The sequence below is a fragment of the Methylobacterium sp. NPDC080182 genome, from assembly GCF_050281105.1.
Taxonomy (GTDB): Bacteria; Pseudomonadota; Alphaproteobacteria; order Rhizobiales; family Beijerinckiaceae; genus Methylobacterium.
Window position 1 is genome coordinate 595297 of record NZ_JBNNWO010000001.1, and the last position, 24325, is coordinate 619621.

A 24325-nucleotide genomic window follows, 5' to 3' on the forward strand; every position below is an offset into this window, starting at 1 on the left:
ACACGCGAGATATAAATCAATTTCGCGCAATTATAGGTCTTCGAGTCTATACATCACTGATGGACGTTCTCGACTGGTCATGGCTGTAGGCGGTCCGTCGGGTTGTTCGGCGCGCGGCCTGCGTTAGGAGGAGCGTCGAGCGCCGGCGGTCCGAGACGATCGGGTCGGGGACAGCTCGCGACACGGCACTGCCTGGAGACCCGACATGGACGAGGCGACACGGATCGATCGCCTGGAGATGCGACTGACCGAGCAGGATGCGACGATCGAGGATCTGAACCGGACCGTGACCGAGCAGTGGCGGGTGATCGACCGGCTCGTCCGGCAGCTCGACGCGCTGCGGGAGCAGGTGGAGGAGGCGGCCGCCCGCGCGGCGCCGCGCGGGCCGGAACCGCCGCCGCCGCATTACTGAGGGAAGGGGCCGGCGCGCCGCGGCGCGCCGGCCGGTGCGTCAGAAATTCGCCTGCGTGACGAACTTGGTGACCAGGTAGGCGTCGAGGGCCTCCGGGCCGCCCTCGCTGCCGTAGCCCGAATCCTTGACGCCGCCGAACGGCGTCTCGGGCAGGGCGAGGCCGTGGTGGTTGATCGAGATCATGCCGCTCTCGACCGCGTTCGACACCCGCGCCGCGCGCTCGGCGGAGCGGGTGTAGGCGTAGGCCGCGAGCCCGTAGGGCAGGCGGTTGGCCTCGGTGAGCGCCTCCTCGTCGTCGGAGAACCGGTTGATCATCGCCACGGGGCCGAAGGGCTCCTCATTCATGATCCGGGCGGTCAGCGGCACCTCGGTGAAGACCGTCGGCTCGAAGAAGTTGCCCTGGTTGCCGAGGCGCTTGCCGCCCGCCCGCAGCGTCGCCCCGCTGGACTCGGCGTCCGCCGCCAGCGCCGTGACGGCGTCGAGGCGCCGCCCGTGGACCAGCGGGCCCATCTTGGTCTCGGGATCGAGCCCGTCGCCGACCTTCACCGACTTGGCGAAGGTCGTGAAGCCCTCGACGAAGCGGTCGAAGACCGAATCGTGCACGAGGAAGCGGGTCGGCGAGACGCAGACCTGGCCGGCATTGCGGAACTTCGACGGGGCCAGGACGGCCACCGCCTTCTCCACGTCGGCGTCGCCGAACACGATCGCGGGGGCGTGGCCGCCGAGTTCCATCGTGGCGCGCTTCATGTGCTCGCCCGCGAGCGCCGCGAGCTTCTTGCCGACCACGGTCGAGCCGGTGAACGAGATCTTCCGGATGACCGGGTGCGGGATCAGGTAGGTCGAGATGGCTTCGGGATCGCCGTAGACCAGCGAGAGCGCATCGCCCGGGATGCCCGCATCCAGGAAGGCGCGGACCAGGGCGGCGCAACTCGCCGGCGTGTCCTCCGGGCCCTTCAGGATCACCGTGCAGCCGGTGCAGAGCGCCGCCGAGATCTTGCGGACCGCCTGATTGATCGGGAAGTTCCAGGGCGTGAAGCAGGCCACCGGCCCGACCGCCTCGCGGACCACCGCCTGCAGCACGCCGTCGGCGCGGCCCGGGATGACGCGGCCGTAGGCGCGCTTACCCTCCTCGGCGAACCAGTCGATGATGTCGGCCGCCGCCAGGGTCTCGACCCGCGACTCGGCGAGCGGCTTGCCCTGCTCCAGCGTCATGATCCGGGCGATCTCGTCGACCCGGGCGCGCAGCAGGTCGGCCGCCTTGCGCATCACCTTGGCGCGCTCGAAGGGCGCGACTTTGCGCCAGGCCGGGAAGGCGCGGGCGGCGGCCGCCAGGGCCTCGTCGAGATCCGCCGTGGTGGCGACCGCGCACTGGCCGATCGTCTCGCCCGTGGCGGGGTTCAGGACCCCCAGGGTGTCCCGGTCGGCACCCGCGCGCCAGCGCCCGGCGATGTGAAGCTCGGTATCCGGATACATCGGTCGATTCCCGCTCGGCCGCACCATCGGCCGCAGGCGGAATGTGGCGATGTGGCGCGCCCCGGCAATCCCCGCGGCGGCATGGCTGGGGCCGTCTGTATTCAGGCGGCGGCGCGCGCGGGCTCCGGCGCCTCGACGAGGGTCGCGCTCCCGTGGCGGGCGCGCAGTGTCGCGCCCTTCGGAACCACCCGCCAGCCCTCGCGGCAGCCGTCGATGGGCTCCGAGACGACGACGATGCCGCCCGGCCCCTCGCGATAGTACAGGCTCGGCGGCCGGCCGTCGCAGGCCCAGCGATAGGCGGTCAGCGTCTCGCCGTCCGTGAGAAGCGCGGTGAAGCGCAGCGGCTCGCAGACATTCGCCGACTCCATCAATTCGCGGACGGTCTTCAGCGTCCGCGCCATCGCGCCGACGGGGTCCGCCTCGAGGCCGTTGGCGAGCGCCAGGAGGAAGATCGCCTCCGAGTCGGTGCTGCCGCGGCGATGGTCGTAGTAGGAATCCGGGATCAGCGCCTCGAGGCGCCGCTTGATCCGGTGGTAGCCGCCGATCTGGCCGTTGTGCATGAACAGGTGGCGGCCGAACACGAAGGGGTGGCAGTTGGCTCGGGCGGTGGCCGTCCCGGTCGAGGCGCGCACGTGCGCGAAGAACGTCCGCGCCCGCACCTGCCCGCAGAGGTTCACGAGGTTCTCGTCCGACCACGCCGGGGAGATGTCGCGGTAGACACCCGGCTCGGGCCGCTCGGCGTACCAGCCGATGCCGAAACCGTCGCCGTTGGTCTCGGTCTTCCCCTCGTCCGCGTGCAGCGACTGGTGCACCAGCGAGTGGGTCGGCGCGCAGACGAGGTCGGAGAGGAAGACCGGCTCACCGCTGTAGGCGAGGAAACGGCACATGTCGGACGATGATCCTTCAGCTCTGGGCCGCGTTCGATCCGGCGAAACGCCCCGCGCGGGTGGAGACGTTCCGCCGCAGGACGTTAACAGTCGGTCCACTCCGGTGAACAGTTTCTTAACCGCCCGGAAACTGCGCCATTTTCGTGCGTTCCGCATGAAAATGGCGCCGCCTGTCCGCAGGGCAGGCATTCGCCTCCGGAGCGACGCGACTCTTGTGAGCCGCCTCATGAAGGGTCAGCATGGCCGAATCGGGGAATCAGAAGCTCGCCGCACAGGCGGCCACCCGACGCGGGGCAAGGTACCGGCAGCAGGAGACTTTGATGGATCGCGCAACGCCCGATAGTTCCGCCCCCGTGGCGCTCGTCGTGGAGGACGATGCGGCTGTGCGCGATCTCGCGACGGCGGTGCTCGAGGAGACCGATCTCGGCGTGATCGCCTGCGAGAGCGCCGAGGCGGCCCTCTCGGTGCTGGAGCGGTCCGACGTGACCGTGGCGCTGCTCTTCGCGGACGTGCGCCTGCCGGGCGCCATGGACGGCGTGTCGCTGGCGCAGGCGGTCAAGCGGCGGTGGCCGGACGTGCGCGTGGTCGTCACCTCGGGCGCGAGCCGGGATGCGCGTCTCCCCGATCAGGCGGTCTACATGCAGAAGCCCTGGCGGGCCCTCGACGTGCTGGTCCAGGCCGAGCACGCCACCATGGCCGCCAAGGCGGCCTGAGCTAGCGGCCTGAGCTGGCGGCCTGAGCGCCCGGCGCTCGAAGCTCTTCACGTCATCGCGAGCGCAGAGCCCCGGCTCGGCGCTACAGGCGCGACCTTCCCCCTCTCCAGACGGATCTCGGGCCTGCCCGAGATCCGTCCTGAGAAGCCCGACTCGGGGCAAGCTCGACTCGGGTGGAGAGGGAACCCGCGCCGCGTGCGGCTCGCGTGCCCGGGCGCCTTCATCCGGACGCGACGCAAAGAAAAAGCCCGGCCTGCGCGCGCAGGCCGGGCTCTCTCATGACTGACGTGGTGTCGCTCAGGCGGCGGGAGCCGGGCTGACCGGGGTCTGGCCGGCGGCGTTGCCGCCCTGGCCCTGCGCGGCGGACGGCGACGGGAAGCCGGGACGACGGCCGCCGGCGGGGAAGCGGGGCTTCGGCTTCGGCGCGGCGATCAGGCCCTCGCGGATCGCGGTCTTGCGGGCCTGCTTGCGGGCGCGGCGGACGGCCTCGGCCTTCTCGCGAGCCTTGCGCACGGACGGCTTCTCATAAGCCTTGCGCTGCTTCATCTCGCGGAAGATGCCCTCGCGCTGCATCTTCTTCTTGAGGACGCGGAGCGCTTGATCGACGTTGTTGTCGCGAACGAGTACCTGCAACGGACTTGATCCTCTGGACCTGAAGTTCTGGGTTCACGCGGCCCGCCGCCGATCTGGAAACCGGCAACGTCCCTCGCCCGGTTTGAACCCGGGAGGGACGGGAACGTCGGTTTCCGAATCGGCGTGGAGCTCACGCCTTGACGGGGCTATTACACCAAGCGCGCACCAGTTCCAACCTGTCCGCGCGATCCATCCGCGCCTGCGCCGTGCTAGGCTGCGCGGATGAGACACGACGACTCGCAGCAATTCGCCAGCGACAACTATTCCGGCATCTGCCCGGAGGCCTGGGCTGCGATGGAGGCGGCCAATCGCGGCCACGCCCAGGCCTACGGCGAGGACACCTGGACCGCCCGGGCGGCCGACGCCTTCCGGGACCTGTTCGAGACCCCGTGCGAGGTGTTCTTCGCCTTCAATGGCACGGCCGCCAACGCGCTGGCGCTGGCCGCGCTGTGCCAGTCCTACCACAGCGTGATCTGCGCCGACTCGGCCCATGTCGAGACCGACGAGTGCGGCGCGCCGGAATTCTTCTCGAACGGCTCGAAGCTGCTGACCGTCCGGACCGAGGGCGGCAAGCTGACGCCGGAGGCGATCCGCGGGCTGGCGCAGAACCGCAGCGACATCCACTTCCCGCGGCCGCGCGTGGTGACGATCACGCAGCCCACCGAGACCGGGCAGGTCTACAGCCTCGCCGAGCTGCGGGCCCTGTCGGCGACCTGCCGCGAGCTGGGCCTCGCCCTGCACATGGACGGGTCGCGCTTCGCCAATGCCTGCGCGAGCCTCGGGTGCAGCCCCGCCGACATGACGTGGCGCTCGGGCATCGACGTCCTGTGCTTCGGCGGCACCAAGAACGGTATGCATGCCGGCGAGGCGGTGGTGTTCTTCGACGCCAAGCTCGCGGAGGATTTCGGCTACCGCTGCAAGCAGGCCGGCCAGCTCGCCTCGAAGATGCGCTTCCTCGCGGCCCCCTGGGTCGGCATGCTGGAGAGCGGCGCGTGGCTGCGGAACGCGGCCCACGGCAACGCCTGCGCCCGCCGCTTCGCCGAGGCGGTCGGCGGGCTGCCGGGGGTGCGAGCGCTGTTTCCCGTCGAGGCGAACGCGGTCTTCCTGACGATGCCGGCGGCCACGATGGAGGGCCTGCGCGCCCGGGGCTGGCGGTTCTACACCTTCATCGGCGGCGGGGCGCGCTTCATGTTCGCCTGGGATGCCCGGACGGAACGGGTCGACGAGCTGGTCGGCGACCTGCGCACCCTGGCGGCCGCCGCGGCCTGAGCGCGCGGACAGAGGGGCGCGGAGCCAACCCGTCGAAGGTGTTTCGCGCGCTGATGTCGGGATCCGCTGAGGAGCATCGATACGTCGGCACGACATGCGCTTGGTCGTCCTTGCGAGCGCAGCGAAGCGACCCAGCGTCGCGCGACGCCTGCCGAACTCGTGCGGCCCTGGGTCGCTTCGCTGCGCTCGCGATGACGGAGGGGCTGAGAGCCCGGGCTCGCGAGTGCTGGGACGGCGCGACGCTGCGACGGCCCGCTCCCTACAGCAGCGCGAGATCCGCCGGGTCCGCGCTGGGGAAGATCCGCCGCAGGATCGCTTGGTCGAGTCCGTAGAGCCGCCGGAACAGGCCGCCCAGCAGGCCGCGATAGTCGGTGAGCACCGGATAGTCCCGGTTCTGGAACAGGTGCGCCTCGTCGGCCCGCACCTGCGGTCCCGCGATCCGGCCGCCCCGGACGCCGCCGCCGAGGATCCAGTAGACGCTGCCGTGGCCGTGATCGGTGCCGCGGCTCCCGTTCTCCCGGAAGGTGCGTCCGAACTCCGACAGCACCACCACCACCGTGTCGGACCAGCCCGGCCCGATCTCCTCGACGAAGCCCGAGAGTCCGCGCCCCAGCTCGCCGAGTCGGTCGGCGAGGTAGCCGGTGCCCGCGCCCTGGTTCACGTGCGTGTCCCAGCCGCCGACATCGACGAAGCCGAGGTTGAAGGTCTCGCGCATCAGGCGGCCGATGCGCCGGGCTGACAGCTCGAAGCCCTTGGGCGAGACCGCCCCGCGGTCGGCCTGCCCGGCATGATCGGAGATCGTGTGGTAGACCGCGTCGCGCACCCGGAACCCCTCGGTCACGGCGGCGGCCAGCTTGGTGTCGCTGTACATCGCCGCGATGAGGCGGGCCTGCCGGTCGTCGATGCCGGGCTTGCCGACTCCGTTGATGGCGATGTTGGGCACCGTCTCGCCGCCCCGGAAGATGAGCGGCATCTGGTCGGTGAAGGCGATCGGCCGGACCCGGGTCAGCTCCGCGGCGAGCCGGGCCATGAAGCCGGAATTGTAGTCGCGGGCCGCGCCGACCGTCTGGCCCATCTCGATCGTGTCCTGGGTCTCGAAATGGCTCCGGGTCAGGTCGTCGGTGCCGGCGAACGGCACGAGGGCGGCCTGACCCTTGGCGTAGAGCGGCAGGAGCGTGTCGCGCAAAGCCGGGTGCAGGCTCCAGTCGGCGTCGAGCGCCAGCGCTGCCTTCGGGTCCGACGCGTCGGGCTTCGGGATCGCGAGGTTTGGCCGCGACCGGTAATAGAAGTCGCTGCCGGTCGGGATCACCACGTTGGCGGCGTCGTAGGCGCCGCGCAGGAACACCACGAGGAGGCGCGCGTCGGCCTTCGGGGCGGCCCAGACGCGGCCGGCCACCGTGGACAGGCCGAGCGCCGCCGAGGCGCGGATCAGGTCGCGACGGTTCATCGCATGAACTCCGGCGAGGCGAGGTAGAGGGTGTTCCAGTCCTGCGGCGAGACCGCCTGGGCGAGCGCCGCGCGCGTCGCCGCCGACAGGGTGCCGGACAGCGCCGAGAAATAGAGCCCGTTGGCGAGCACCGGGAAGGCCGGCTCCTCGGCCTGATCGGGCAGCGCCGGCTTGAACAGGCCGGCCGAGCCGGATCCGATCTGCCGGGCGATCTCGAACCGCGTCGCGAGCTGCCCGGGTCCGTTCCAGGCGGCCGCGTCGAGGGGGTAGCCGTCCGGCGTCGAGCGGTTGAACAGGCCCTCGCCGAGGCGGTTCAGCCAGCCGAGCACCGGGCCGGCGTTGCGGATCACGCGCCCGTCGTAGGCCATGCGCAGGGCCGAGAAGACATAGCGCACCGGGTCCTTGAAGGCGCCGCCGCGCTCGGCCGTGAAGGCCGGCTCGCGCACCAGCGCCTCCATCACCGCGGCGATGTCGCCGTCGGTCCGCGTGAAGACGGCGGCGAGCCGGGCGACGAGGGCGTCGTCGGGTGCCTGCCCGAGGAAGTAGGTCGCCAGCGCCCGTGAGACGTTGGTCGCGGTGGCGGGGTTGCGGGCGATCAGGTCGACCGCCTCCTCGACCTCGGGCCAGCCGCGCCCCCGGATGCGCGTGCCGAGGAAGACCTTGTCGCCGTAATCGTGCCGGTTCGGGTTGAACGCGAACAGGCCGTCCCGGCGGAAGTCGGCGGCGCGCTCGGGGCGGAGCTTCGGGTTCTCGGGCTTCAGGTCGATGCCGACCCCGCTCAGGATCCGCGCCAGGGCCTCGACGTCGCCCTGCGTGTAGCCGGATCCGACACCCATCGTGTGCAGCTCCATGATCTCCCGGGCGTAGTTCTCGTTCGGGCGACCGGCGGCGTTGGCGTCGTTGTCGAGGTAGCGCAGCATCGCCGGGTGGCGCAGGCTCGCCATCAGCAGGTCGCGGAAGCGCCCGAGGACGTGCGGGCGGATCGCCGTCTCGACGTAGTCGCCCACGGCGGCGCGCAGCATCGACTTTCCCTGGTGGACGTTGAGCCGGTTGAACCAGAACCACGTCAGCCGCTCGCGCAGCTGGTCGGGGCTGTAGAGCGCCCGCAGCACCCAAACCGAGGCGGCGTTCCGCGCGGCCGCGTTGAGCGCCGCCTGGAAAGCCTGCTGCGCAACCTTCCTGGCCTCGGGATCGGCGATGTCCTTCGCCGCCTTGGCCTGCGCGTCCAGGGCCTGGGCCCGCTCGAACAGGCTGCCCGGCGGGGTCAGCGCGTCGACCTGCGCCTGGGCGTCGGGGGGCAGGCGCATTTCGGCGGGCGGGTGAAGCTGATCGTGTAGCCAGCGCGTCCGCCCCTCCGAGGTGAGCTGCGCGAAGGCCGAGGGCGTGGCGCCCCAGGTCAGGGCATCGAGGAAGGCGGCGTCGGCCGCTGCGGCGCGCTGCAGCGCCTCGGCCGCGCGGGGCCCGGGGCCCGCGGAGGCGAACAGCAGAGCGGTGACCAGACAGCAGCGTGCTGCGGCGCGCGACATCGGGGCCTCGCGAAGCGTGGATCGACCGGGGAAGCGTGGTGTCACGCCCCTGTACGGTGCCTGAAAGGCGGCCCCATTCTGCCGCCGTCTTTGCCAATATCGGGGCTTGCCGCTACACGATCCCGAGACCGCGCGAGTGCCGCGCCGCGCACCACCACGTTTCGCCGACCCAGAGCGTTCGCTCCATGCTGATGCAGACCAAGACCGAGGCGAGGCCGGCCGATCCGGTGTCGCGGCGGCGCACCTTCGCGATCATCTCGCACCCGGACGCGGGCAAGACCACGCTCACCGAGAAGCTGCTGCTGTTCGGGGGCGCGATCCAGCTCGCCGGCGAGGTGAAGGCCAAGCGCAACCGGGTCTCGACCCGCTCCGACTGGATGGGCATCGAGAAGGAGCGCGGCATCTCGGTGGTCACCTCGGTGATGACCTTCGAGTACGGCGACTGCGTCTTCAACCTCCTCGACACGCCAGGCCACGAGGACTTCTCGGAGGACACCTACCGGACGCTGACGGCGGTCGATTCGGCCGTCATGGTGATCGACGCTGCGAAGGGCATCGAGGCGCGCACGCGCAAGCTGTTCGAGGTCTGCCGCCTGCGCGACATCCCGATCGTCACGTTCGTCAACAAGCTCGACCGCGAGGCGCGCGACCCGTTCGAGCTGCTCGACGAGATCGAGAAGACGCTCGCGCTCGACGTCGCCCCGGTCACGTGGCCGATCGGCACCGGCCGCAACTTCTCCGGTACCTACGAGCTCGGCGGCAATCGCGTCCGGCGCCTCGACGCGGCCGAGGATGCCGGCATGGTCGCGGTGACCGGCCCGGACGACCCGCTGTTCGACGAGCTGCTCACCGAGGACGGCGCGGCCGACGCGTGGCGCGAGGAGGTGGAACTCGCCGAGGGCGGCCTGAAGCCGTTCGACCTCGACGCGTTCCGCGAGGGCCACTTGACGCCGGTCTTCTTCGGCTCGGCGCTGCGCAATTTCGGCGTGCGCGACCTGATCGACGGTCTCGCCAAGGTGGCGCCGCCACCCCGCGGCCAGGACGCCGACAAGCGCCTCGTCGAGCCGACCGAGCCGCGCATGACCGGCTTCGTGTTCAAGATCCAGGCGAACATGGACCCGAATCACCGGGACCGGATCGCGTTCATGCGGGTCTGCTCGGGGAAGCTCAACCGGGGCATGAAGGCCCGGCTGGTGCGCACCGGCAAGCCGATCTCGCTCTCGGCGCCGCAGTTCTTCTTCGCCCAGGACCGCGCGATCGCCGACGAGGCCTACGCGGGCGACGTGGTCGGCATCCCGAATCACGGTACGCTGCGCATCGGCGACACGCTCACCGAGGGCGAGGACATCGTGTTCCGCGGCGTCCCGAGCTTCGCCCCCGAGATCCTGCGCCGGATCAAGCTGACCGACGCCATGAAGGCCAAGAAGCTGCGTGAGGCGCTCCAGCAGATGGGCGAGGAGGGCGTCGTCCAGGTGTTCGTGCCGCAGGACGGCAGCCAGGCGATCGTCGGCGTGGTCGGCGCGCTGCAGCTCGACGTGCTGAAGGAGCGGCTCCAGGCCGAGTACGGCCTGCCGGTGGATTACGAGACCTCGCGATTCTCGGTCTGCCGCTGGGTGTCGTCCGATTCGGAGGCCGAGCTCGACAAGTTCATCGACTCGCACGGCTCGGCCATGGCCAAGGACCTCGACGGTGCCCCGGTCTTCATGGCGACCACGGCCTTCTCGCTCCGCTACGAGGAGGAGCGCTACCCGGCCGTGCGCTTCACCGACGTGAAGGATTACCAGAAGCGGGCGGCGTGACGCGCTTCGGCGGCGCCTCCGCGTCGCCGGGCCCGCGAGGGGTGCGCGGCGTCAGAACTTGCCGAGCATCGGGAATTCGACGCTCAGGGTCGATTCGGACGCGATCGGCGCCTCGCGCTTGCGCGGCTTGCGGTTGAGGACCTGCTTTAGCTTGGTCTTCAGCACCGCCATGTCGAACGGCTTGAGGATGAAGGCGTCCGCGCCCGCCTGGTGGGCGAGATTGATGTCCTCGAAGTCGAAGGACGACTCGGTGAGCATGAAGGGCGTGTTCATCAGCGCGTCGTCGGCGCGGATCTCGCGCAGCAGGGTGAGCCCGTCCATGGGCTCCATGTCGAGATCGGAGATCACCAGGGCGTAGCGGCGCTGCCGCATCCGCTCCAGCGCCTCGGGCGCGTTGGTGACGCCCTCGACATCCGGGAAGCCGATGCGGGTCATCAGCATCACGATCAGCCGCAGGAGCTTCTCCTGATCGTCGACGATGAGAATCGGGGGCGTATCGCTCTCGGACATCGGCGGCTCAGATGAAGAGGTGGTCGATGCCCTGACGGGACATCGCGTCGGACTGCAGCGACAGGCACAGCCCGTGTATCGCGGACGCCTTCGGCGTTCCGCGCTGGAGCATCGGGAGCAGGTTGGCCTTGGCGAACAGCGTGTCGTTCCCGGCCGTGCGCTGCGCGCTCTTGAACGAGTGGACGAACTCGCGCTTGGTGATCTCCCGCCACTCGCTGATCTGGACCTCGCGGTGCCGGCTGTCGGCACTCACCCGGTCGAAGGTCTCGTGCACGGATGTGCGCTCGCCCTCGATGACCTGGCAGGCGAAGTTCCCCTCGATGACCAGAAAGCTCGTGATCACCGCGAACTCGTTCTTCTTCTGAGCGATCCGACCGATATCGCTGATCTGCTCGGACCTCTTCGCCGCGTCCGACGACAGGTTGAGACGCGAGAAGTAGATGATGTGGACGAGGCTTGTCCGTTTCGCCCGCATGATCCCGAGATCCGCAATCCGTACCCGTTGAGCGCTTCCGGACAGGACGCACCGCGCGTGGCCCCGGCCCGGCGGCATCTTCGCGCGTGTCGAATAACACCGCGTAAACGCGGCGGACGGGACTTCCGGTCCGGATCTCCGCGCCTGCGTTACCGACCCGGCAGGATCTGCCGGGCGCGCGGCCATGACCGGTCAACCCTGCCGGGTCGTCGACAATCCGGTCCAGGATTCTCAAGGACTTAGCCCTGGCACGCCGGTTGCGGCCGGTCCGGCCTGCGGGCCAGTGCGGCGCGCATCGGGATCGTTCGCAATGGATCTTTTCACCGCCCTGCAGACCTCGGTCTCCGGACTCCAGGCGCAGTCCTACGCCATCAGCAACATCTCCGGGAACATCGCGAACTCGCAGACGACCGGCTACAAGCGCATCGACACCAGCTTCGTCGACCTGATGTCCGAGAAGACGCCGGGCCGCGAGGTCGCGGGTTCGGTGCTGCCCCAGTCGCAGCTCACCAACACCCTGGCCGGCAACGTGGTCTCGTCGAGCGTGCCCACCAACATGGCCATCAACGGCCAGGGCTTCTTCACCGTCGTGCAGAAGACCGGCGACGCGAACGGCGCCACATCCTTCGGCGGCACGAGCCTGTACACGCGCCGGGGCGATTTCGCCCAGGACAAGGACGGCTATCTCGTCAACGGCGCCGGCGGATACCTGACCGGATCCAACCTCGATCCGATCACCGGTCAGACGACCAGCATCGGTCCGATCAAGATCGGCAACTCGGCGCTGCCGGCGCAGGCCACCACGACGATCACCTACGCCGCCAACCTGCCCTCGACGCCGAGCACGTCGGCCTCGGCGACGTCGGGATCCGATCTCTACAATCAGAATACCGCGGCCGTCGTGACCTCCGGATCGGGGCAGACCGGCGTCAAGGTCGATTCGACTCAGACCGGTGCCGTCTCGACCTTCATGAGCAACAGCATCGCCGGCCCGTCGCTGCCGGTCTACACGTCGACCGGCGCGCCGCTCACGCTGACGACCCGCTGGGCCAAGGTCCAGGACGCGACGACCACGCCGGCTCAGCCGGCCGTGTGGAACCTGTACTACTCCACCAACCCGAGCGCGCTCACGACGTCCGACTGGAACAACGTGGGCACGGCCTTCACCTTCGATTCCACCGGGAAGCTCACCTCGCCCTCGACGAACCCGATCCCGCTGGGGCCGATCACCATGGGTGACTACACATTCCCCAGCCTCAACATGAATCTCAGCGCCTCAGGCCTGACGCAGTATGCCGACACGACCGGTGCGGCGACGACCAACGCGCTGACGCAGAACGGCAACAGCTCCGGGACGCTCACAAGCGTGGCCGTCGGTCCGGACGGCAAGGTCAACGGCACCTTCTCCAACGGTTCGGTCGTGGCTCTCGCCTCGGTCGGCGTCGTCCAGTTCGCCAATGCCGACGGTCTGAAGGCCGATACGAACGGGAACTATCTCCAGACGGTCGATTCGGGGCCTCCGCTCGCGGGCCTCAACGGCAGCACGATCTCGGGCGCGAGCAACGAGCAATCGAACACCGACATTGCGACCGAATTCTCTAAGATGATCGTAACCCAGCAGGCTTACTCTGCGAACACGCGCGTCATGTCGACGGCCCAGACGATGATGTCTGATCTGCTCAACGTGATCCGCTGAGTGAGGGTGCGATTCGAGCCGCGGAGGCCGTGACATGTCGCTGAATGCGATCTCCACCTCGAGCGCAGGCCTCGCCGCCACCCAGGCGGCGATCAACATCGTCTCGCAGAACGTCGCCAATGCTGGGACGGCGGGCTACGTCAAGCGCACGCTCTCGACGGTGGCCACCGGGACGAACAATTCCGGCGTGGCCGCCGGCACCATCACCCGCAGCTTCGATGCCGCGGCGCTGAACCAGCTCCGGCTGGAGACCTCGGGGGCCGCCTACACGGGCACCAAGTCCGGCATCGCCGCCCAGCTCGACGCCCTCTACGGCGTGCCCGGCAGCTCCACCTCCCTCGACGGGACGCTGAACACCTTCACCCAATCGCTCCAGGAACTCGCCGCGAACCCGACCTCGGCGGCCGCCCGCACGACGGTGCTGGGCAATGCCGCGGCCGTCGCCAGCCTCATCAACAGCGCCGCCGGAACGGTGCAGAACCTGCGCACCGGCCTCGAGTCGCAGCTCGGCACCGACACGAGCGCGGCGAGCACCATCCTGTCCAACATCGCGACGCTCAACGGCAAGATCCAGAACACCACTGACAGCACCTCGCTGACCGATCTTCAGGACCAGCGCGACCAGGCGATCAACAGCCTGTCGAGCTACATGGACGTACAGACGGTCCAGCAGCGCGACGGCACGGTCTCGGTCATGACCCAGTCGGGGGTGACGCTGGTCGACCGCGGGAACGCCGCGACCCTGACCTTCGATGGACGCGGCGTGCTCAGCCCCACCGCGAGCTACTCGACCGACCCCGCCCAGCGGACGGTCGGAACCATCACGGCGACGCTGCCGGGCGGCGGCAAGATCGACCTCGGCGCCCCCGGCGTGCTGCGGTCCGGCAGCTTGGCCGCCGAGATCGAGATGCGCGACCAGACCCTGCCGCAGGCGCAGCGGCAGCTCGACGATCTCGCGGCCGGCCTCTCGAAGGCGCTCACGAATACCGCGACCACCGGGACGTACAGCGGGACCGACACGCAGATCAGCGTCTCGACGATGCAGCCCGGGAATACGATCACCTTCCCGGTCACCGACAACACCGGGGCCGTGCGCAACGTGACGCTGGTGGCGTCCGCGACCTCCAGCGGCGCGGTCGTGCCCGCCGCGCAGACCACGGATGCCAGCGGCCTCACGCTGACCTTCAACGCCAGCGTCGGGCCCGGCACCTACGCGGCGGCGATCCAGTCCGCCTTCGCCACGTTCAACGCCTCCGGCAGCACCTACAAGCTGCCGACACTGTCGGCGAGTCCGGTCTCCTCGACCGCCACCAGCGCGACGCTGACGCTGGGGGCGGCCGGCAAGGTCGCCGGCGCGGCGAGCGCCAGCGTCACGGCCGTCTCGGCGTCGGACCTGAACACCGGCAACCCGTCGATCGCGATGTTCGTCGACGGTACGGGCAACAAGCTCTACACCGGCACGTTCGACGGCGGCTCGCAGCTCACCGGTTTCGCCCAGCGCATCACGGTCAACGGCGCGCTGGCGGGCAACACCGCCGCGCTGACGGCGACGAGCGCCACGGACACGAGCACGTCGGGCGCCCGCGCCCAGAAGCTGTTCACGGCGCTCACCGCGAACCAGCAGACCTTCTCGTCGTCGAGCGGTATCGGCGGCGTCTCGGCCCCCTACAGCGCCACCGTGATCGGTTTCGCGCAGGACATCGTGTCCACGCAGGGGGCCAACGCGTCGAACGCCGCCGCCCTCGACGCCACCCAGCAGACGGCGCTCTCCACCGCGCAGAGCCGGTTCTCCGCCGGGGCGGGCGTCAACATCGACCAGGAGATGTCGAACCTGATCGCCCTGCAGACCGCGTACGGTGCCAACGCCCGCGTGCTCACCGCGGCCCGCGACATGCTCAACCAGCTGCTGCAGATCTGATCATGACGACGATCACGCCCTTCGCGGCCGGCTCCTACATCACCAACCGCAACGCCTCGCAGCTCCAGGCGCTGAAGAGCCAGCTCAACGACCTGACCAACCAGCTCTCGAGCGGTCAGGTCTCGCAGACCTATGGCGGCCTCGGCTCCGGGCGGTCGACGGCTCTGTCCGCGCAGGCCGCCCTGAGCGCGCTCTCCGGCTACGCCGCCGGCATCACCGCCGCGCAGACCCGGACCGACCTCGCGGTCACGAGCCTGACGCAGGTGGCGACCCTCGGCACCTCCACCGGGACGATGCTCCAGAACGGCCTGCAGAGCGTGGCGGCGAACTCGGTCTCCGGCCGGTCGACGGCGCTGGCCAACCTGCAGACGGCGCTCGACACGCTCAACGAATCGGCGGCGGGCAACTACCTGTTCGGCGGCACCGACACCACGACCCAGCCGGTGGTCGATTCGAGCAAGATCCTCAACGGCACGACCGACGCGAGCGGCAACACGCTCGACGGCCTCTCGACCCTGATCTCGCAGCGGGTCACCGCCGAGCTCGGCGCGGGGGGCAACGGCCGCCTGACGCAGACTCTGGCCAGCCCGGCCACGAGCGTGCAGGTCACCGAAGAGTCGAACAACCTGACCCGAGGGCAATTCGGCTTCACCCTGGCGGGCGCGCCGACCACGACCGGCTCGGCGATCGGCGCGACCTATACGGCGGGCACGGCTACGAGCCCGGGCAGCTTCAGCCTCAGCATGACGACGCAGCCGAGCGCCGGCGATACCGTGTCGTTCGCGCTGAAGATGGCCGACGGCACCTCCACGACGATCACGCTCACGGCCGCGACGAGCGCGGACCCGAAATCGATCACCAACTTCGCCATCGGCTCGACGCCCGCCCAGACGATGGCCAACCTGTCGGCGACACTGAGCAACGCGCTGACCGGTGCGGCCAACAGCACGCTGGCGGTGAACGCCACCGCGGCGACCGCGTCGAACTTCTTCTCGGGCGCGGCGGAAGGCGGCCCGTCGGGGTCCGGCGTGATGCCGCAGCGCATCCTGTACGACGGCACCACCCCGGTCGGCTACAGGGCGGCCACGCCCCAGGACACGGTGCTGTGGTACCAGGGCGAGAACACCTACACGCAGCCCGCGCCGCCGGCAGTGCCACAGCCGACCTCGGCGATCGACACGCAGTCGGTCCAGGTGAGCGCGACCGGGAGCGTCGGGACGGGCGCCCGCGCCAACGATCCCGCGGTCCAGAACGTGCTCGCCGGCCTGGCGACCATGGCCTTCGGCCTGCCCACCACGAACGACGCCAACACCTACAACACCTACCAGACGGTGGCGACGAAGGCCGGCAGCCTGCTCTCGTCCGCCAACCAGACCCCCAGCGTCCAGGACACGGTCACGCAGCTCACCGTCGCGTCGACGCGGCTCTCGAATGCCGGCACGACCAACAAGGCGCTCCAGAACACCGTCCAGAACACCCTGGACGGGATCGAGCAGATCTCCCCCGAGGAGGTCATCACCAAGCTGCTCGACGTGCAGAACCGGCTTCAGGCCAGCTATCAGGTGACCGCGACGCTCTCGAAGCTCTCCCTCGTGAACTACATCAGCTGAGCTGATCGCCGAGACCGGTCAACGCGCGCCTGACGCTCGAAAAATCTCGCGACGTGTCGGGTTCACCATAGTCTTGCCGCTTTCCGGGAATGAAGCGCAGCGTGCGGTCGCGCCCACGCGCCGTCATTCGATTGAGGAGAGGTCGGCATGGCGCTGTCCGGACCCATCGAACTCGTCCTCCGCCTGGGAGCCGTCCCGCGTAGCGGCGCGATCGTCCTGGTCGAGCAGGCCGTCGACACCTACCTCGCGGGCTACGCGCATCCCGAAGAGCGCGCCATCGCCCTCGACATCCTGCTGCGGGACCTCGCCCGCCTGCGCATCCACGAGCCCGACCTCGACGGGTTCGTCGGCGAGGTCGAGCACTACATCGACCTGCTCCACCGAGATCTCGCCCGCCAGGCCGCCTGAGATGCGCGGCCGGATCCCGGTCTGCGCTGCCCTCGCGGCGATCGTGGCCGGCGCTGGCCCGGCCGAGGCCCTCGACCTGCGGGATCTGCCCGTGATCCCGGGGCCGGTGCCGTGCCCGTCCAAGGGCCAGGGCTTCGTGCGGCTGCCGGGGAGCGGCAGCTGCCTCCGCGTCTCGGGCCGCGTCGTCGCGGGGGCGGATCTGGCCGCGGGGAGCGGCGTCGCGGCAGCGCCAGTTGTCGCCGGCCGCATCGCGGTCGACAACCGCGTCGACACCGATCTCGGCGAGGTGCGGACCTACGTCCGGATCGGCGCCGGCCGCCGTCCGGGCGGGCCCTAGAGGTTGCGCGAGAGGACCAGCGGCCCGCTGCGCACGCCGCGGCCGTACGGGGACGGCGCTGGCGTCTGCCGCCCGTAGCCGGAGGGGAGCTGTGCCCGGCCGATCTCCTCCGCCAGGGTCTTGATCAGCCCTTCCGAGACGGTCTTGGCGCTGGCGAGCACCGTCTGGTTCGCCTCCACGGCCGCGGTGAACCGCCGGTGGGCGGTGCGCAGGGCCTCGACCCCGTCGGGATGGAAGCGCTTCAGTGCGACGGCGTTCGCCTTCGCGACCTCGAGACCCTGCATGTAGGCGGCGGCCAGCGCGGCCTTCGGCTCGGCCGCGGCGACGCCCTCCTGCAGTCGCCCTTCCCGGACGTAGGCCGCCTCTTCGGCGAGCACGGCTTCCAGCGCGGCCATGTTGCCGAGCACGCCCGCCACCAGGGCCTCGGCGGTGATCTGGTCCCCGACGCGCAGCGGTTCAGCCCTTTGCATGGATCGCTCCCTCGCTCGCCGCGCCCTGCATCTTCATGATCTCACGGAAAACCGAATCGGCGATGCCGACTCCGCCGCTCTTCACGATCTGCTTCGCGTATTCCTTGGTCAGCATCGAGCGGTAGACACCGCCGCCGGTCCCGTTCTCGCCGAGCGGCCCGTCGGTGCCCTCCGACTGGGTCAGCCGGTCGAGGCTGTTCTCCAGGAACATCGATTCGAACTCGGTCGCCGTCTTCAAGGCCTTGGCCTTGTTGGCGGTCTTGATGATCCCGTCGACGGCGCTCCCGGCCACCGAGGTTCCGACGCTGGCGGCGGCGCTGGCCGCGAGACTGGCGAGTTGCAGCATGGATCGTCCCTTCGCGTCCGTTCGGTCACATCAGCTCGATATCGGCCTGGAGCGCGCCAGCGGCCTTGATCGCCTGGAGGATCGAGATGAGATCCCGCGGGCCGACGCCCAGGGCGTTGAGACCGTCGACCAACTCGCGCAGGCTGACACCCTCCTTCACCAGGGCGAGCTTGTTTCCGTCCCCGGTATCGACCTTCACCCCCGTGCGCGGCACCACGACGGTGCGTCCGTCGGAGAACGGCGCCGGCTGGCTGACCTGCGGCTGCTCGGTGATGGTGACGGTGAGGTTGCCCTGGGCGATGGCCACCGTCGACACGCGCACGTCCCGGCCCATGACGATGATGCCGGAGCGCTCGTCGACCACGACCCGGGCGGTCTGGTCAGGCTCCACCTTCAGCTGCTCCACCTCGGTGATGAGGCGGATCATGTTGCCGTTGTAGCGGGACGGGATCTGGATCGTGACGGTGGCCGGGTCGGTGGGCTCGGCGGTGTCGGCGCCCATGAAGTCGTTGATCGCCGCGGCGATCCGCTTCGAGGTGGTGAAATCCGGGTTGCGCAGCGACAGACGCAGCGAGCGGGCGTCGTTCAGCTTGAAGGCGATCTCGCGCTCGATATTGGCGCCGTTGGAAATCCGGCCGTTGGTCGGCACGCCCCGGGTGATCTTCGCGGCATCGCCCTCGGCGGCGAAGCCGGCGATCGCCACCGAGCCCTGCGCCAGGGCGTAGACCTCGCCGTCGGCGCCGAGCAGCGGCGTCACCAGCAGGGTGCCGCCCTGGAGGGACTTGGCGTCGCCCAGCGACGAGACCGTCACGTCGATCCGGGTGCCCTGCGCGGCGAAGGGCGGCAGGCTCGCGGTCACCATCACGGCGGCGAGGTTCTGCGTGCGCATCGTGGCGCCGCGGGTGTTGACGCCGAGGCGCTCCAGCATGGCCTGGAGCGACTGCTTGGTGAACGGGATGTTGTTCAGCGTGTCGCCGGTTCCGTTGAGGCCGACCACGATGCCGTAGCCGACGAGCTGGTTCTGGCGAACGCCCTCGATGGAGGCGAGATCCTTGACGCGCGACAGGGCGAGCGCCGGCACGGACAGCGCGGCGAGAAGCAGGGCGCCCGCGAGGGCGACCGAGAGAGACCGGAGAGGACTGAACGCGTGACGCGGGCGCATGCCGTGTTTCGACCGTGACGGACCTGCCCCCATCCTGCCAGGGTCGTGCCAGCCGCCCGATCTGTGCAAGCCATTGAAGAAAACAAAGTTTTTCCGGGCCAGGTCTGGCCCCGCGCCTCGCGGTGCCGGCACCGAACCTGCCGACCCGGCAGCTTCTGCCGGCTTGTTTACCCGCGCTTAACCCTGGCGGCCGAATTTCCGGTTCTGCGCGGGGGCGCTTGGAGCAACGCGAACCGGATCATGCGTGTCGAGACTCGCCAGCCGATCCAGAGCGCCGGCGGTGTCGCGTCCGCCCGGAAGCCCGAGGGCGGCGCAGCCTTCAGCCTCGGCGCGGCCCCGTCGTCGACGACGTCTGCCGGCGCGCCGGCCGCCGCCGCGACGCTCGCCGGGCTCGACGCGGTCCTGCTTCTCCAGGCCGAGGCCGACACGCCCCAGGAGCGGCGCCGGCGCTCCGCCCAGCGCGGCCAGGACCTCCTCGACGGCCTCGACCGGCTGAAGGCGGCACTGCTCGGCGGCCGCGTCGCGCCGCAGGATCTGCGCGCCATCGCCGGCCGCCTGAACGAGCGTGCCGGCCTCTCGGGGGATCCCCGGCTCGACGGCCTGATGGCCGAGATCGAACTGCGCGCCGCGGTGGAACTCGCCAAGCTGGAGATGGCCCGGCGCGTCTGACCGGGCTTCCGCACCTCACCCTGGGCGCATCCCGGTACTGCGCCCGGCGAGCGCCCGATCCCGCTACCCCGCCCGCTACACCGCCCGCCGCTTCGGACCCGTCGGCAACATCTGCGGCTCGCCCGGTCCGGTCTCGACGCCGAGATCCGGCACCGCGATGATCGGTGCGCCGCGCAGGTCCTTGCGGGTGACGATGGCGCCGCGCTCCTCGAGATAGGCCAGCATCCGCCGCGCCCGGCCGCCCGAGCTGGTGCCGTAGGCCTCGGCCAGCACGGTGTCGGTGGGGCAGGGGGCGCCCTCGATGGCAGCCCGCGCGACCACGAGGAACAGGCCAGCGAGGTCGTCCGGCAGGCCGGCCGCGATCGCCTGGGCCTGCTCCCAGCCGGAATTGTCCGCGACCGCGCCGCCGGCCTCGGCCCGCGCGACCGCGAGGCGCCGCTTGAACTCGGGCAGACCCATCGTGTCGCCGCGCAGGCGCCGGATCCGGCAGCGGACCGTGAAGTCCTGGTAGAGCGTGGCGGGAGTGCAGGCGGCGGCGTCGGCATCCGCCAGCACGGAGGCCAGCACCTCGGCGAGCGCCGCCTCGCGGGCCTCCGGGTCCATGGGTTCCTCCTCCACCTCCTCCGCCGGAGCCGGCGGACGGTAATTGGCGAGCTGGACGAGCACGTCTGGCGCCGGCGCGGGGCGCGGCTTCGGCCGCGGCGCCAGCGGCGCGACGATCTCGGCGGGGCTCGCTGTGAGGATCAGCGCGCGGGCATCCTCCAGGGCGTCGGGCAGGGGCACGAGGACCGGCGAGGAACTCCGGCTCACGGTCTGGGTCGGCCCGACCGCGATGGTGAGCGGGCGCCGGGACAGGGCCGGTCCCAGGGCCACGAAATGCCCGCGCGGCAGGTCGCGGAACGTCTCGGCCTGCCGGCGCTCCAGCCCGAGGAGGTCGGCGGCGCGTGCCATGTCGATGTCGAGGAAGGTCCGGCCCATCAGGAAGTTCGAGGCCTCGGCCGCGACGTTCTTGGCGAGCTTGGCGAGGCGCTGCGTGGCGATGATGCCGGCGAGCCCGCGCTTGCGGCCGCGGCACATGAGGTTGGTCATCGCGCCGAGCGACAGGCGCCTGGCCTCGTCCGAGACCTCGCCGGCGGCCGCGGGCGCGAAGAGCTGCGCCTCGTCCACGGCCACCAGCATCGGGTACCAATGGTCGCGGTCGGCGTCGAACAGGCCGCCCAGGAAGGCGGCGGCGGCCCGCATCTGGCCGTCGGCGTCGAGATTCTCCAGCGACAGCACCACCGAGACCCGGTGGGTCCGCACCCGGGCGGCGATCCGCTGCAGGGCGACGTCGTCGCCGTCGGCCTCCACCACGACGTGGCCGTAGCGGTCGGCGAGGCTGGCGAAGTCGCCCTCCGGATCGATGATCGCCTGCTGCACGAGGCCGGCGCTCTGCTCGAGCAGCCGCCGTAGCAGGTGCGATTTGCCGGACCCGGAATTGCCCTGAACCAGGAGCCGCGTGGCGAGCAGTTCGGTGAGGTCGAGGAGCGCGGGGCGCTCGCCGGTCAGGCCGAGATCGATGTCGGAACGCATGGGGCCTCATAGCACGGCCCGGCGGGTCCGGGTGTGCCGCCGCGGCACTGTCCACGCTTCCCGCATATGGGCCGCGTGTGGGCCGCATGTGGGCGTCGGTCCGAGGCGTGGCTCCGCCGCCGGTGCGCGATCGGGCCGTCAACCCCCGTCCGGGAGCCCCGGGCCCCGCTCTTCCGCCCTGGACCCCGGCATGGCGGCCCTGTAGGCCCACGGCCCTTCTCTCCACTCCCGGATCCACGACACGATGGCGGCCTGCGGCCTCGATTTCGGCACGTCGAACACCACGCTCGGGCATATCGGCCCGGACGGCCCGACGCTGCTGCCCCTGGAGGGCGCGCACCGGACAATACCGAGCGCGATCTTCTTCGAGCTCGGACGGGAGCCGATCATCGGCCGGGCCGCCACGGCGGCCTATGTCGAGGGCCGGTCCGGCCGGCTGATGCGCGGGCTGAAATCCGTGCTCGGCACGCCGCTCATGGATGAGGCGACCCCGGTCGGCCGCCAGCGGCTGCGCCTGCGCGACGTCATCGCCCGCTACCTCACCGCCGTGAAGGCGCGGGCGGAGGCCGCCAGCGGCCAGAGCCTCGACACGGTGGTCCACGGCCGCCCGGTCCACTTCGTCGACGGCGACCCGGAAGCGGATCGCCGCGCGGAGGACACGCTGCGCGACATCGCCCGCGACGTCGGCTTCCGGGAGGTCTCGTTCCAGTACGAGCCGATCGCCGCGGCACTCGACTACGAGCGCCAGGTCCGCGCGGAGGAGATCGCCCTCGTCGCCGACATCGGCGGCGGCACCTCGGACTTCTCCATCGTGCGCCTCGCGCCGGAGCGGCGGGGGCGGCCGGACCGGGCCGGCGACATCCTGGCCAACGACGGGGTGCGGATCGGCGGCACCGATTTCGACCGACAGCTCAGCCTCGGAACGGTGATGCCGCTCCTGGGCCTCGGAAGCCCGATGCGCCGCGGCGACCTCGCGGTGCCGAACGCCTACTACCACGACCTCGCCACGTGGTCGGCGATCAACCGCCTCTACAATCAGAAGACCCTGCGCGAGATCGACGAGGTCATCCGCGACGGCGCCCGGCCCGACCTGCTCGCGCGGCTGCGCGAGGCGGTGGAGGGCGAGCGCGGTCACGCCCTGGCCGGGGCAGTGGAGAGCGCCAAGATCGCGGCGTCCGAACAGGACGCGACCCTGCTCGACCTCGGCCTCCTGGAGCCCGGGCTCGCGGTCCCGGTGGATCGCGCGACCCTGTCCGCCCAGACGGGGGACCTCGCCCGCGCCGTCGCGGCCCGGATCGCGCGCTGCCTCACGCAGGCGGAACTGACGGCCGACCGGGTCGACGCCCTGTTCCTCACCGGCGGCTCCACCGGCCTGCCGCACCTGCGCGCCGCGCTGACGGCCGCGCTGCCGGCCGCCCGGGTGGTGGAGGGCGACACGTTCGGCTCGGTGGGGCTGGGCCTGACCATCGAGGCGGCCAGCCGCGGAGCGTGAGGCCGCGCCCGGCCGGGCGCGCCGCCTCTGCGACGATTGACGGGCCGGCCCTGATCCTCGACAAGGCGGTCCCTCCCGCTCGGAGACAACGGCGGCCCATCCGGGCTCCTCCGCGCCGCCTCGCCCGATGCTGTTCAACTCCTTCGTCTTCCTCCTCGCCTTCCTGCCGGCCGCGCTGATCCTGCACGGGCTGGTGGCGCGCGCCGCGCCCGCGTGGCGGCTGCCGCTCCTCGTCGCCCTGTCCTTCGTGTTCTATGGCTGGTGGGACGTCCGGTTCGTGCCGCTGCTGGCCGGCTCTATCCTGGCGAACTGGTGCGTGGCGCGCGCCTACCGCCGGTGGCCCGGCCGCTGGCTGATCCCGGCGGCGATCGCCGCCAACCTCGCGCTGCTCGGCGTGTTCAAGTACCTCGACTTCGCGGCCGACCTCGCCAACCTGATCCCCGGCCTGGAGGCGCAGCGGCTCGGCCTCGCCCTGCCGCTCGGCATCTCGTTCTTCACCTTCCACCACATCATGTATCTCGCCGACCTGCGGGCCGGCCGGGCGCCGGGCTTCGGGCTCGTGAAATACGCCCTCTACATCGCGTTCTTCCCGCAGGTTCTCGCCGGCCCGCTCGTGCGCTGGAGCGAGATCATGCACCAGTTCGACGAGGCGCCCTACGCGCGGCCCGACGCCGCCGAGCGCTTCGCCCGCGGGCTGATGCTGCTGACCGTCGGCCTCGCCAAGAAGGTGTTCCTCGGCGACCCGCTCGCGGAGTACGTGAACCCGGTGTTCCAGGCCGCCGCTGCCGGCAAGGCCGTCACGGTGGTCGAGGCGTGGCAGGCGACGCTCGGCTTCACCTTCCAGATCTACTTCGACTTCTCCGGCTACACCGACATGGCGCTGGGCATCGCGCTGCTGTTCGGCCTCGTCCTGCCGCAGAACTTCGACGCGCCGTACCGCGCCACGTCGCTCCGCGACTTCTGGCGGCGCTGGCACATGACCCTGTCGCGCTTCCTGCGCGACTACCTCTACATCCCGATGGGCGGGAACCGCCGCGGGCTTCCGCGGCAGGTCGGGGCGCTCGTCGCCACGATGACGCTCGGCGGCCTCTGGCACGGGGCCGGCCTGACCTTCCTCGCCTGGGGGGCGCTGCACGGGATCGGCCTCGGGGCCGGTGTCCTGGCGCGCCGGGCCCGGATCGCGATCCCCGCGCCGCTGGGCTGGGTGCTCACCAGCCTGTTCGTCGTGCTGACCTGGGTTCTGTTCCGCGCGACGAGCTTCGAAGCGGCCCTCGCGATCTTCAAAGGACTCTTCGGGCTCGCGCCGAAGGGCTCCGGCTTCAAGTGGCGCACCATCGCCATCGCCGCCCTGGTCGCGACGGTCGGGCCCACCGCCTGGAACGCGGTGCACCGGCTGCCGCCGCGCCGGCTCCTCGCCTTCGGCTTCGCGCTGCTGTTCGTGCTCGTCCTGCTGAAGATCGGCGACGATGCGAACTACGAGTTCATCTACTTCCAGTTCTGA

23 protein-coding genes are annotated in these 24325 nt (G+C 70.6%); 12 read left to right on the forward strand and 11 right to left on the reverse strand.

Features of this window, described 5'->3' with window-relative positions:
• Positions 1–205 precede the first annotated feature (205 nt).
• On the forward strand, positions 206–412 hold the full coding sequence (locus ACQKQD_RS02955) for a SlyX family protein (RefSeq protein ID WP_020092944.1): 207 nt from the start codon (positions 206–208) through the stop codon (positions 410–412).
• Between the two features lie 39 nt (positions 413–451).
• Here the strand turns inward: ACQKQD_RS02955 and ACQKQD_RS02960 are convergent, their stop codons facing one another.
• A complete protein-coding gene (locus ACQKQD_RS02960) occupies positions 452–1885 on the reverse strand; it encodes an NAD-dependent succinate-semialdehyde dehydrogenase (RefSeq protein ID WP_427507437.1) in 1434 nt (477 codons plus the stop codon).
• 101 nt (positions 1886–1986) lie between these two features.
• Positions 1987–2772, reverse strand: a complete 786-nt coding sequence (locus ACQKQD_RS02965; RefSeq protein ID WP_056531902.1) for a class II glutamine amidotransferase — start codon at positions 2770–2772, stop codon at positions 1987–1989.
• A gap of 320 nt (positions 2773–3092) precedes the next feature.
• On the opposite strand from ACQKQD_RS02965, the gene ACQKQD_RS02970 reads away from it, so the two are divergent.
• Entirely contained in the window at positions 3093–3485 is a 393-nt protein-coding gene (locus ACQKQD_RS02970; RefSeq protein WP_026604893.1) for a response regulator, read from the forward strand.
• A gap of 297 nt (positions 3486–3782) precedes the next feature.
• Here ACQKQD_RS02970 and rpsU read toward each other — a convergent pair whose 3' ends face one another.
• Positions 3783–4118, reverse strand: coding sequence for a 30S ribosomal protein S21 (rpsU, locus tag ACQKQD_RS02975; protein ID WP_012322424.1), 336 nt, complete (start codon positions 4116–4118; stop codon positions 3783–3785).
• A 222-nt stretch (positions 4119–4340) separates the two neighbouring features.
• On the opposite strand from rpsU, the gene ACQKQD_RS02980 reads away from it, so the two are divergent.
• A complete protein-coding gene (locus tag ACQKQD_RS02980; RefSeq protein WP_427507438.1) occupies positions 4341–5387 on the forward strand; it encodes a threonine aldolase family protein in 1047 nt (348 codons plus the stop codon).
• Positions 5388–5646: 259 nt separating this feature from the next.
• Here the strand turns inward: ACQKQD_RS02980 and ACQKQD_RS02985 are convergent, their stop codons facing one another.
• Both ACQKQD_RS02985 and ACQKQD_RS02990 read right to left on the reverse strand, forming a co-directional pair.
• Positions 5647–6834, reverse strand: coding sequence for a DUF1501 domain-containing protein (locus ACQKQD_RS02985; protein ID WP_427507439.1), 1188 nt, complete (start codon positions 6832–6834; stop codon positions 5647–5649).
• Entirely contained in the window at positions 6831–8360 is a 1530-nt protein-coding gene (locus ACQKQD_RS02990; protein ID WP_427507440.1) for a DUF1800 domain-containing protein, read from the reverse strand. Before ACQKQD_RS02990 ends, ACQKQD_RS02985 begins: the two co-directional genes overlap by 4 nt.
• Positions 8361–8545: 185 nt before the next feature.
• On the opposite strand from ACQKQD_RS02990, the gene ACQKQD_RS02995 reads away from it, so the two are divergent.
• Positions 8546–10159, forward strand: coding sequence for a peptide chain release factor 3 (locus ACQKQD_RS02995; RefSeq protein WP_331299775.1), 1614 nt, complete (start codon positions 8546–8548; stop codon positions 10157–10159).
• 51 nt (positions 10160–10210) lie between these two features.
• On the opposite strand, the gene ACQKQD_RS03000 is transcribed toward ACQKQD_RS02995, so the two are convergent.
• Complete coding sequence (locus tag ACQKQD_RS03000; RefSeq protein ID WP_020092936.1) at positions 10211–10669, reverse strand: response regulator; 459 nt, start codon at positions 10667–10669, stop codon at positions 10211–10213.
• Positions 10670–10676: 7 nt separating this feature from the next.
• Positions 10677–11144: a BLUF domain-containing protein gene (locus ACQKQD_RS03005; RefSeq protein ID WP_020092935.1), complete on the reverse strand. Its 468-nt coding sequence runs from the start codon at positions 11142–11144 to the stop codon at positions 10677–10679.
• 310 nt (positions 11145–11454) lie between these two features.
• Here ACQKQD_RS03005 and ACQKQD_RS03010 point away from each other — a divergent pair, with 310 nt between their 5' ends.
• The 5 genes from ACQKQD_RS03010 (at position 11455) to ACQKQD_RS03030 (ending at position 17113) form a co-directional block, all read left to right on the forward strand.
• On the forward strand, positions 11455–12840 hold the full coding sequence (locus ACQKQD_RS03010) for a flagellar hook protein FlgE (RefSeq protein WP_020092934.1): 1386 nt from the start codon (positions 11455–11457) through the stop codon (positions 12838–12840).
• 34 nt (positions 12841–12874) lie between these two features.
• The gene (gene flgK, locus ACQKQD_RS03015; RefSeq protein ID WP_427507441.1) at positions 12875–14758 is read left to right on the forward strand and encodes a flagellar hook-associated protein FlgK; all 1884 of its coding nucleotides are present in this window, start codon (positions 12875–12877) and stop codon (positions 14756–14758) included.
• 2 nt (positions 14759–14760) lie between these two features.
• Positions 14761–16368 carry a flagellin gene (locus ACQKQD_RS03020; RefSeq protein ID WP_427507442.1) on the forward strand — a complete coding sequence of 536 codons (1608 nt, stop codon included), beginning with the start codon at positions 14761–14763 and terminating at the stop codon, positions 16366–16368.
• A gap of 147 nt (positions 16369–16515) precedes the next feature.
• The gene (locus tag ACQKQD_RS03025; RefSeq protein ID WP_056531919.1) at positions 16516–16776 is read left to right on the forward strand and encodes a hypothetical protein; all 261 of its coding nucleotides are present in this window, start codon (positions 16516–16518) and stop codon (positions 16774–16776) included.
• Position 16777: 1 nt separating this feature from the next.
• Positions 16778–17113, forward strand: a complete 336-nt coding sequence (locus ACQKQD_RS03030) for a hypothetical protein (RefSeq protein WP_020092930.1) — start codon at positions 16778–16780, stop codon at positions 17111–17113.
• Here the strand turns inward: ACQKQD_RS03030 and ACQKQD_RS03035 are convergent.
• The 3 genes from ACQKQD_RS03035 to ACQKQD_RS03045 are packed head-to-tail and all read right to left on the reverse strand — an operon-like array spanning position 17110 to position 19091.
• The gene (locus ACQKQD_RS03035) at positions 17110–17583 is read right to left on the reverse strand and encodes a hypothetical protein (protein WP_427507443.1); all 474 of its coding nucleotides are present in this window, start codon (positions 17581–17583) and stop codon (positions 17110–17112) included. The genes ACQKQD_RS03030 and ACQKQD_RS03035 overlap by 4 nt on opposite strands.
• Positions 17570–17929 carry a rod-binding protein gene (locus ACQKQD_RS03040; RefSeq protein WP_020092928.1) on the reverse strand — a complete coding sequence of 120 codons (360 nt, stop codon included), beginning with the start codon at positions 17927–17929 and terminating at the stop codon, positions 17570–17572. Before ACQKQD_RS03040 ends, ACQKQD_RS03035 begins: the two co-directional genes overlap by 14 nt.
• Before the next feature lie 25 nt (positions 17930–17954).
• Positions 17955–19091, reverse strand: coding sequence for a flagellar basal body P-ring protein FlgI (locus ACQKQD_RS03045; protein WP_042672916.1), 1137 nt, complete (start codon positions 19089–19091; stop codon positions 17955–17957).
• A 240-nt stretch (positions 19092–19331) separates the two neighbouring features.
• Here ACQKQD_RS03045 and ACQKQD_RS03050 point away from each other — a divergent pair, with 240 nt between their 5' ends.
• On the forward strand, positions 19332–19760 hold the full coding sequence (locus tag ACQKQD_RS03050) for a flagellar assembly protein FliX (RefSeq protein WP_020092926.1): 429 nt from the start codon (positions 19332–19334) through the stop codon (positions 19758–19760).
• 75 nt (positions 19761–19835) lie between these two features.
• Here the strand turns inward: ACQKQD_RS03050 and ACQKQD_RS03055 are convergent, their stop codons facing one another.
• Positions 19836–21332, reverse strand: coding sequence for a helicase HerA domain-containing protein (locus tag ACQKQD_RS03055; protein WP_427507444.1), 1497 nt, complete (start codon positions 21330–21332; stop codon positions 19836–19838).
• Between the two features lie 244 nt (positions 21333–21576).
• Here ACQKQD_RS03055 and ACQKQD_RS03060 point away from each other — a divergent pair, with 244 nt between their 5' ends.
• A complete protein-coding gene (locus tag ACQKQD_RS03060; protein ID WP_427507445.1) occupies positions 21577–22824 on the forward strand; it encodes an Hsp70 family protein in 1248 nt (415 codons plus the stop codon).
• Between the two features lie 127 nt (positions 22825–22951).
• A complete protein-coding gene (locus ACQKQD_RS03065; protein WP_427507446.1) occupies positions 22952–24325 on the forward strand; it encodes an MBOAT family O-acyltransferase in 1374 nt (457 codons plus the stop codon).

Coding starts and splice junctions, on each gene's coding strand:
- ACQKQD_RS02955 (WP_020092944.1), top strand. CDS start 206: ATGGACGAGGCGACACGGATCGATCGCCTGGAGATGCGACTGACCGAG.
- ACQKQD_RS02985 (WP_427507439.1), bottom strand. CDS start 6,834: ATGAACCGTCGCGACCTGATCCGCGCCTCGGCGGCGCTCGGCCTGTCC.
- ACQKQD_RS03025 (WP_056531919.1), top strand. CDS start 16,516: ATGGCGCTGTCCGGACCCATCGAACTCGTCCTCCGCCTGGGAGCCGTC.
- ACQKQD_RS03060 (WP_427507445.1), top strand. CDS start 21,577: ATGGCGGCCTGCGGCCTCGATTTCGGCACGTCGAACACCACGCTCGGG.
- ACQKQD_RS03050 (WP_020092926.1), top strand. CDS start 19,332: ATGCGTGTCGAGACTCGCCAGCCGATCCAGAGCGCCGGCGGTGTCGCG.
- ACQKQD_RS03035 (WP_427507443.1), bottom strand. CDS start 17,583: ATGCAAAGGGCTGAACCGCTGCGCGTCGGGGACCAGATCACCGCCGAG.
- flgK (WP_427507441.1), top strand. CDS start 12,875: ATGTCGCTGAATGCGATCTCCACCTCGAGCGCAGGCCTCGCCGCCACC.
- ACQKQD_RS03000 (WP_020092936.1), bottom strand. CDS start 10,669: ATGTCCGAGAGCGATACGCCCCCGATTCTCATCGTCGACGATCAGGAG.
- ACQKQD_RS02995 (WP_331299775.1), top strand. CDS start 8,546: ATGCTGATGCAGACCAAGACCGAGGCGAGGCCGGCCGATCCGGTGTCG.
- ACQKQD_RS02970 (WP_026604893.1), top strand. CDS start 3,093: ATGGATCGCGCAACGCCCGATAGTTCCGCCCCCGTGGCGCTCGTCGTG.
- ACQKQD_RS03005 (WP_020092935.1), bottom strand. CDS start 11,144: ATGCGGGCGAAACGGACAAGCCTCGTCCACATCATCTACTTCTCGCGT.
- ACQKQD_RS03040 (WP_020092928.1), bottom strand. CDS start 17,929: ATGCTGCAACTCGCCAGTCTCGCGGCCAGCGCCGCCGCCAGCGTCGGA.
- ACQKQD_RS03030 (WP_020092930.1), top strand. CDS start 16,778: ATGCGCGGCCGGATCCCGGTCTGCGCTGCCCTCGCGGCGATCGTGGCC.
- ACQKQD_RS03055 (WP_427507444.1), bottom strand. CDS start 21,332: ATGCGTTCCGACATCGATCTCGGCCTGACCGGCGAGCGCCCCGCGCTC.
- ACQKQD_RS03010 (WP_020092934.1), top strand. CDS start 11,455: ATGGATCTTTTCACCGCCCTGCAGACCTCGGTCTCCGGACTCCAGGCG.
- ACQKQD_RS02990 (WP_427507440.1), bottom strand. CDS start 8,360: ATGTCGCGCGCCGCAGCACGCTGCTGTCTGGTCACCGCTCTGCTGTTC.
- ACQKQD_RS03065 (WP_427507446.1), top strand. CDS start 22,952: ATGCTGTTCAACTCCTTCGTCTTCCTCCTCGCCTTCCTGCCGGCCGCG.
- ACQKQD_RS02980 (WP_427507438.1), top strand. CDS start 4,341: ATGAGACACGACGACTCGCAGCAATTCGCCAGCGACAACTATTCCGGC.
- ACQKQD_RS03045 (WP_042672916.1), bottom strand. CDS start 19,091: ATGCGCCCGCGTCACGCGTTCAGTCCTCTCCGGTCTCTCTCGGTCGCC.
- ACQKQD_RS02960 (WP_427507437.1), bottom strand. CDS start 1,885: ATGTATCCGGATACCGAGCTTCACATCGCCGGGCGCTGGCGCGCGGGT.
- ACQKQD_RS02965 (WP_056531902.1), bottom strand. CDS start 2,772: ATGTGCCGTTTCCTCGCCTACAGCGGTGAGCCGGTCTTCCTCTCCGAC.
- ACQKQD_RS03020 (WP_427507442.1), top strand. CDS start 14,761: ATGACGACGATCACGCCCTTCGCGGCCGGCTCCTACATCACCAACCGC.